Source organism: Acidiferrobacter sp., assembly GCF_054609335.1.
The window spans coordinates 21,983-30,081 of record NZ_JBTRWP010000033.1; the positions used below are offsets into that span (position 1 = coordinate 21,983).

General features: G+C 62.5%; 7 protein-coding genes. 5 read left to right on the plus strand and 2 right to left on the minus strand.

From position 1 onward, the window contains the following. The first annotated feature begins 115 nt into the window (after positions 1-115). The 5 genes from ACYCTF_RS09840 to ACYCTF_RS09860 all read left to right on the plus strand — a co-directional run bounded on the left by ACYCTF_RS09840 (position 116) and on the right by ACYCTF_RS09860 (position 6,050). Positions 116-1,474, plus strand: coding sequence for a TolC family protein (locus ACYCTF_RS09840; protein ID WP_461284835.1), 1,359 nt, complete (start codon positions 116-118; stop codon positions 1,472-1,474). Continuing rightward, entirely contained in the window at positions 1,471-1,872 is a 402-nt protein-coding gene (locus ACYCTF_RS09845) for a hypothetical protein (RefSeq protein ID WP_461284836.1), read from the plus strand. The genes ACYCTF_RS09840 and ACYCTF_RS09845 overlap by 4 nt, the downstream gene beginning before the upstream one ends. Further along, a complete protein-coding gene (locus ACYCTF_RS09850) occupies positions 1,859-5,074 on the plus strand; it encodes an efflux RND transporter permease subunit (RefSeq protein WP_461284837.1) in 3,216 nt (1,071 codons plus the stop codon). The genes ACYCTF_RS09845 and ACYCTF_RS09850 overlap by 14 nt, the downstream gene beginning before the upstream one ends. Positions 5,075-5,511: 437 nt before the next feature. Then, the gene (locus tag ACYCTF_RS09855; RefSeq protein WP_461284838.1) at positions 5,512-5,703 is read left to right on the plus strand and encodes a hypothetical protein; all 192 of its coding nucleotides are present in this window, start codon (positions 5,512-5,514) and stop codon (positions 5,701-5,703) included. After that, positions 5,700-6,050 (plus strand): HVO_A0114 family putative DNA-binding protein, encoded by a 351-nt coding sequence (locus ACYCTF_RS09860; protein ID WP_461284839.1) that lies wholly within the window; start codon positions 5,700-5,702, stop codon positions 6,048-6,050. Before ACYCTF_RS09855 ends, ACYCTF_RS09860 begins: the two co-directional genes overlap by 4 nt. Before the next feature lie 238 nt (positions 6,051-6,288). Here ACYCTF_RS09860 and ACYCTF_RS09865 read toward each other — a convergent pair whose 3' ends face one another. Both ACYCTF_RS09865 and ureG read right to left on the minus strand, forming a co-directional pair. Beyond that, entirely contained in the window at positions 6,289-7,476 is a 1,188-nt protein-coding gene (locus tag ACYCTF_RS09865; protein ID WP_461284840.1) for a DUF3138 family protein, read from the minus strand. A 176-nt stretch (positions 7,477-7,652) separates the two neighbouring features. Next, on the minus strand, positions 7,653-8,099 hold a 447-nt coding region (ureG, locus tag ACYCTF_RS09870), incomplete at its 5' end, for an urease accessory protein UreG (protein ID WP_461284841.1).

Consider the following 8,099-nt stretch of genomic DNA (forward strand, 5'->3'; position numbering starts at 1 on the left):
AAGGTGTGGCAATCAGCTACACTGGACCACGTTCGCGATCCAGCGGCAAGGCTTCCATTAGCAGTTAATTGAATGCTAATATACGGCAGGGACGGGATCCGGTAAAGGAGTTTTCATGAAACCGTTGGGGATGGCTTTGGGTATCGCGCTTGGGCTTGCAGGGAGCCAAGCGACCGCCCGCTCCTTCACGTTGTCGCAGGCGGTCGACTTCGCGCTTACCCATAACAGCATGACGCAAGTGGCGCAAGCGCGGCGCGGCGCGGCGCGCGCGGCGCTCAAGCTCGCGGACGACCAGGGCATGCCCCAGGCGAGCGTGAGCTACGGCTACCTCTTTAGCAACAATCCCCTCGAGGCCCTATCCGCGGAGCTGGAACGGCGGCAAGTGAGTGCCACAGCCTTCACCCCAAGCACACTGAATCATCCGGGCGTCACAAAGCTGGGCACGACGACCCTGTCCCTGTCGTGGCCCGTCTATAGCGGGGGCGCGATCCAAGCCGGCGTCCGCGCTGGACGCTATGCGCGGCAGGCGGCCCGTGGCAACGCACTGCGGGCCCGTCAAGCCATCATGGCCCAAGTGATCCAGTCGTACGAGGGCGTCCTGGTCGCGCGCCAAGCGCTCGTAGTTGCCCAAAAAGCGGTGGCCGCGGCACGCCATCACGCGCGCACCGCCCGTTATCTCTATTCTCGGGGGCGCATCGTGCACTCGGAGGCGCTTATGGCATCCGTCAATCTGGGGGCGAACGAAGGCATGGTGGCGGAGGCCCGCGGCAACGTGCGCATAGCCGTGGATAATCTGTCGGCCGCCATGGGCGCGCCGGCGGCACTCGCAATCCAGGTACCAAACGCGACCCTCGAAGTCGTCGCACCACCCACGCAAGACGTCATGCGCCTCTATCAACGGGCGCTCGCCCACCGGCCCGACCTCAAGGCCTTGCGCGCCTTGGCGCAAGCCGCGCGCGCCCAGGCGCAAGCGGCACGCGACCGGTCGTCGGTCCAGGTCCGTCTCATGGCCCAGACGCAATGGTTCAGCGAAACGCCGGGCCTGCGCCATAACGCCTGGTCGGTCGGCGCCGTGATCAGCAAATCCCTTTACGACGGACACCGCAATCAAGATCACGCCGCCGTTCTCGAGGAACGCGCGGCCGAACTGGACGCCCAAGTCGCGGGCCTGCGCGCGCGCATCCATAACGAGGTGCTGCGCGCCTACGAAAACATGCATATCGCGATGACCCGCTATCGCATAGCAGACGCCAATGTCGCGCGCGCCCGACAGGCGGTGGCGGTGACACAGGTGCGCTACGGGGAGGGCCGTACCATCCTTCTCGATCTCCTGAACGCCGAACACGATCTCGTGCAGGCCCGCGAGGCGCGATTGGCAGCCCTCTATGCGCTGGTGGCCAATCGCGCAGCCTTGGCGGAGGCCTGCGGGACACTTACGCACCGGATGCTCACGACCCTCGGAGTTGCGTCATGAATCGCGCGAACCTATGGCCGGTAGCCATGATGCTTGCGCTTGCGGCATGCGCCCCCAAGGCGCCGCCGCCCTCCCCGCCTATCGTACGGCCAGCCGTGGCGCGCGCCGTCTTGCAATTACAGGTGCCCGCCGATCTCGACCCCCACGGCGACGTCGTGATCCCAAGAGACGCCATCGTCCACAAAGGCAGCCTGCCCGGGGTCTTTGTGCTCAGTAAACGCAAACACGCCCGCTTTCGCCTCGTGAAGATCGGCGCGACCACCGCCCACGCGGCACAGATTCTGAGCGGCTTGAGCGGAACCGAGACACTGGTCCTGCCGCCATTCCGGGGCGTCCATGACGGGACCCCCATCCATCCGCAGCCCACCACGATAAGAGGACCGCATGGCAGCCGTTGATCCGAAGCCGGAAGGGCCGCTCAATATATCGGGACGACTGACCCGGTATTTTATCGACAGCAAGATCACCATCCTGGTGGTGATCGTGGCCATCCTGGCCGGAATCCTGGCCTTGCATACCACGCCGCGGACAGAAAATCCGCAGATCGTGGTGCCCGCGGCTAACATCATCGTCATGAAGCCGGGGGCAAGCCCGCGCGAAGTCAAAAACCTCGTCGTCGATCCCCTGCAGGCCATATTGCGCGGCATGCGCGGGATCCACCACACCTATGGGCTCGCGCTCGACTCCATGGGTGTCGTCACGGTGAAGTTCCAGGTCGGCGAAAACCGCGTCGCGTCGCTCGTGCGCCTCTACAACAAGATCATGAGCAATATGAACCGCATGCCGCCGGGGACGCAGCAGCCCGTGATCCAGCCGCTGGACGTAAACCAGGTCCCCATCGTGACGATCTCGCTGGCCAGTGCCGCCATGAGCGGCGTGCACCTGCGCGCGATCGCGACCGAGGTCCTGCACCACCTGCGGCGCGTACCCGGCACCTCGCACGCCTACCTGATCGGCGGCGAACGCCGCAAGATCAATATCGTGCTCCATCCGCGCCTCATGCGCCGCTACGACGTGACCCTAGACGACATCCGCAAGGTCGTGCAGGCCACGAACGTCGAGATCCCCTCGGGGCATTTCACCAACCACAACCGCCGTGCGACCATTCACGCAGGCACCATGCTGCGCTCGGCGAAAGACGTCGGCCGGGTGGTCGTGAGCCTCTACGATCATCGCCCGGTGTATCTGCGCGACGTGGCGACGGTCACAGATGGCGCCGGACGCATCAAGACCGTACACGAGATCGGATTCGGACCGGCCTACACCCATGCGCGCCCGCAAGACATCGACGTGCCGGAAGTCACAATCGCCATCGCCAAGCGCGCCGGCACCAATGCCGTGACCGTGGCCGACGCCGTGCTCCACAAATTGAGCGCCCTGCAAGGCCGTATCATCCCCGACACCGTGCACGTCAACGTCACCCGCGACGACGGGCAGCGCGCCAATAGCGCCGTCAATACGCTCATCGAGCACCTCTTCATAGCGGTCGCGACGGTCGTAGTCCTGCTTGTCGTGTTCCTCGGGTGGCGGGCAGCGGCCATCGTCACCATCACGATCCCGCTGATCCTGTTCGTGACCCTCGCCGTAGACGACCTCGAGGGCCAGACGATCAACCGCATCACTTTGTTCGCCCTCATCCTGTCGCTCGGTCTGTTGGTGGACGACTCCATCGTCGTCATCGAAAACATCTTCCGCCATTATGCGAAGGCCGGCGTCGATCGGGTCCGCGGAGCCGTGAATGCCGTCAATGAAATCGGCCGCCCCACCAACCTCGCGACTTTGGCGGTGATCGTGGCCTTCCTGCCCATGCTCTATGTGAGCGGCATGATGGGCCCCTACATGGCGCCGATCCCAAAGAACGTACCGATCGCCATGATCACCTCGCTTTTCATCGCCTATACGGTGGCCCCGTGGGCGGCACGCATGTGGCTCAAGGGCGAGGGCGGACACGGACACGACCGGCCCGGGATCTTACAGAGAGGCTATGCGCGCATCATGCATACGCTGCTCTCGCGCCCCTGGGCGCGCCGCGGCTTCCTGCTCGCCATCATCCTCGTCTTCGCGGTCGTGCTGGTACTGCCCGCCTTGCGCATCGTGAGTTTCAAGATGCTGCCGCGCAACAATAACAACAGCTTCGACATCACCGTGCGCACCCACGCCGGCAGCACGCTCGAAGACACCAACCGCATCATCACAGCACTCGGCGACATCGTGCGCAGGAATCGCTATGTCACAAGCTATGACCTGTCCGCGGGCGCCATGGGCGCCATCAATTTCAGCGGACTTTTGCGCGGCGAGACCCTGAAAAAGGGCCCGGCCGTGGGCGAAGTGCAGGTGCATCTCGTGCGCAAGAGCGACCGGTCCGCATCTTCCATCGCCATCGTGCGCTCACTGAGGCCCGCGATTGACCGGCTCGCCGCACGCACCGGGGCCATGATCAAGATCGTCCAACACCCACCGGGGCCGCCGGTACGCGCCACGATCATGGCCGAGGTCTTCGGCCCGAGCTATCGCAAGGTGGCTGCGATCGCCAATGATCTGCGCTACGGCCTGTTCGCGCGTATGCCGCATCTAGCCGGCGTCGACAGCACCGTGCCCCACCGCTCGACCCAGTACATCATCAAGGTCGACCGCAAGGAGGCGGCGCTGCATGGCGTGAGCGCAGCGCAGGCCGCACAGACCTTGAAAGGCTTCCTGTCGGGCATGAGCGGCGGGGCAGTGCACATCCCGCGCGCCAAGGAGCCAGTCCCGATCCGCTTTCGCGTACCGATCGCCGATCACATCGGCCCCTATGATCTCGGCAAGATCTTCGTCACCAACCCCCAGGGCCGCGAGATTCCGCTGTCGGCCATCGTGCGCGTGATCAAGCGCCCGGGGCCGGAGCCCATCTATCAAAAAGACGGGCGCAACGTCGAATACGTCACCGCCGGCATGAGCCAGGGGAGCCCCGTGTATCCCGTGCTGCACATGTGGCAGTACCTGAAGCACCACAAGGTGGATGGGGTGCACCTGAAGCAGGACTTCATGAAGGACCCGAGCAGCCTCCATTACGGGCTGCGCTGGAGCGGCGAGATGCGCCTCACCCTGAACGTCTTCCGCGACCTGGGCTCGGCCTTCGGGGTGGCGATCCTTCTGATCTACGTGATCCTGGTCGGCTATTACCGGTCGTTCGCGATCCCCGTCATCGTCATGGGCTCGATCCCGCTTACGATCATAGGCGTGTTCCCGGGCCACGCGGCCTTAGGCCAGTACTTCACCGCCACCTCCATGATCGGGGTGATCGCTCTGGCCGGCGTCGTGGTCCGCAACTCGCTGCTTTTGATTGACTTCATCCTCGACTACCGGCGTGCCGGACACGCCCTTACCGAGGCCGTGGTGCAAGCTGGGGCTGTGCGCCTGCGCCCCATCATGCTGACTGCGCTTGCCATCGTGCTCGGCACCGCGATCATGGTCATGGACCCGGTATTCGGGGGGCTTGCCATCTCGCTCATCTTCGGGACGCTCGCCTCGACGATACTCACGCTCTTTGTGATACCGCTTGGCTACTTCGCCTACGCGAACTTCTCGGAGCGCGGAGGGCGGGCCCCACGGCTTCACTGAGTGCGGGTCCCGTGCGAGACCTCGGCCGCAACATGATCTTTCGCTGCGCCGATCCACCACCAAGGAGCCCGTCGTGGAGGATACCGGCAACCGTATAGCCCGAAGCAAAGGTAAACTCAGAATATACGGTTTCGCTTTCATGTGTACCTCCATGCCCCCAGGAGTTGGAGGGGCTGCACGGGCATCTACGACGGGGGATGATCGAGGTTATAAAGGCCTTGGCGCGCGGGCCTTGTCGTAGATTATCAGCAGATGATATATAAAAAATGGTGGATAAGGCAGGGATTGAGGCGTTACTCGACCTGAACGGTCAAGTCATTGACCAATGTGGTGGTTATTGGGTCAAGCTCGAGGCCTAGCGCGTGGAGCCCTCGCCCGCGATTCCTCACGGTATTCGGTATTCGCTCACTTTGCATACCGCGTACGGAACTCGGGTTATGGGCTTCGATAACGCACATGCCGTATGGCGGCCGAGGCAGGATCGCTACTCGGGACGCGTCACGACTTATGACCACCAGCACCGGCATACTGCAGACAAGGGTGTCCCTTACGAATTCCAGGACGCCTATCAGCTCATAAAGGACTTTTTTGCAGAAGTCGACAAGGTAATACAGGAGGCAGGCTCATGAACGCGATCACGATCGGCATCATGCCCCAGAGGAAGATTCGGGAACGCGCCTATGCCATCGCGCGGGGCGAATATCGGCCCGGTCCAGAGGAACCCAAAGTGTGGTTTACCTCCATGAAGTCTCTGGCCGAGGTATTGAGCGACGACAACCGGGCCTTGCTGCGCGTGATTCTGGAGACGGAGCCGGAATCCATTAACGCCTTGGCCGAAACCACGGGACGGAAACCCAGCAATCTCTCGCGCACGCTGAGGACTATGAGTCACTACGGGATCGTGCGCCTAGAGCGGGAGAAACGGCAGGTGCGTCCTATCGTCCAGGCATCAGAATTCCGAATCATAGCGGCCTGAAACACGTTTGGTCGCATGATCGGCTTCAGCATTCTCAGGGGGAAGATCTAAGGCGGGAAATTGGGACCTTGGCTGCAATCCAGGGCTTTAAAAGAACATTTGCCGATATAGCGACACATTGTCCGACAAAGAAAAAGGGCAGGCCGTTTAAGAAAACGACCTGCCCTGAAGGGATCACGAAACGAAGGGGGCATTGTAGGGCGCATGCCCCGGCGATGCCCACCCCGCCCCTTACCTCTTAGAAGGAATACACGATCTGCGCGGCTACGATGTTGTTGCTGCTCTTGTAGCCCGATGCCGCTGCCGCGTCGGCAAACAAGGCGCCGTTCATGGCCTTATCATAGCGATACTCGAACTTCACGATCGTGTTCTTGACCGGGTAGAGCAAGAGATCCGCCGTGACCGCCTCGCGCACCGGCCCATTATTAACGCCGGTTGAGGTCGTCGGAACATAGAAGCCGTCGGCGGGATCCGTCGTGCTTACATGGCCACCGTTTTTCTTGTCGTTCAGGTAGTCAAAGCGCAAAGTGGCGCCCACAAGCGGTGTGAACCGATAGTTGGCCAGCAACGAGGTGCCGTACCACAGGGCGTTGCCGCCATTGGCTGCCCCGTCGGTCTGACGACCCAGATCGAACTGCCAATCGAAGGTCGCGGCCCCCAGGGTATAGGCCCCGTCGAAGTCGTTGTAGATGCGCGTGGTCTCGACGGCGGAATTGGCAAGGGTCGGGTTCTTGCCGATCGTCCCGTAGAGCCCGAAGCTCAAGTCGCTCGTGGGCGCGAGCGACACACGATACTCGAAAGTGGGGGCCTTGGTCGGGGCCGCGCTGCCGGTATAGGCGGTGTTCCAGGAGTTACCGACCAGGGTCTGAACGGTCACTATCCCCGTTGCGAAGCTGGCACCCGCCCCCGTGAAGTAGCCCGGCTCACTGAAATCATAGAGCAGGTTGTGGGTGATGGTGAGCATCTGGGGTGAGGTCTCAGACTCGTAGCCGTCCCAGGCCGGCACCTGGCCCGCGATGAGGTCGACGGTCTTGCTCACAGGCAGAGTCAAAACCGCGGCGTTGATAATGCTATTGGCCGCATGGAGTGTCGTCGGAGATCCGAAGGCGCTGCCATAGCCACGCGTCGGCATGAGCTGGATATCGATCGACCCGCCATTGCCGAACTTCTTGTTGAAATCGAGATAGAGGTCCCCAAAGGTGCTGTGATAGTAGCTGTAGGGGGTGTTGCGATCGGCGAAGAAGAACGAGCTGACCTGCGCGTCCTGATTATAGACATACGTCGGATCGATATACCCGGAGATCGCGATGCCGTCCACGGTCTTGGCGTCGGTGGTCGTGGCCATGGCCATGGCCGGCACGAGTCCCGCCATGACAGCGAGAACGAGCGAGCGGCGGACGGTCTTCAGATGATTCTTGACGTGCATGGGTTCCTCCCCGTTTGTTTGTTCAGGGAGGCCTAGAGCAAAAACGGTGCCATCACGGGAAAGCCTGCGGGATTCGGCATGTAGACGCGGGTCGCGAAGGTCGCGGCTGCAAAAGTCCTACGTACAAGAGCCCGCTTATGCCCGAATATTGTGCAAACGCCCGCGCTGAACGCACCCTAGCGGGGCATGGGGGAGCGCAGGCCGCCTTCGCATTCGATGAAGGCCATGACCTCCGCGAGCCCCGCCCCGGTCTTCAGGTTCGTAAAAACGAAGGGGCGCGTGCCGCGCATACGCGTGGCATCGGTGCGCATCACCTCCAGAGAGGCCCCGACATGGGGCGCAAGGTCGATCTTGTTGATAACGAGCAGATCGGAGCGGGTAATGCCGGGGCCGCCCTTGCGGGGTATCTTGTCGCCGGCCGCGACGTCTATGACGTAGAGCGTGAGGTCCGAAAGCTCGGGACTGAACGTCGCACTCAGATTGTCGCCCCCACTTTCAATGAAGAGAAGGTCGAGCGCCGGGAAGCGGGCTATCAGGTCGTCGACGGCGGCGAGGTTCATGGAGGCGTCCTCGCGGATCGCGGTATGCGGGCAGCCCCCGGTCTCGACGCCGAGAATGCGCTC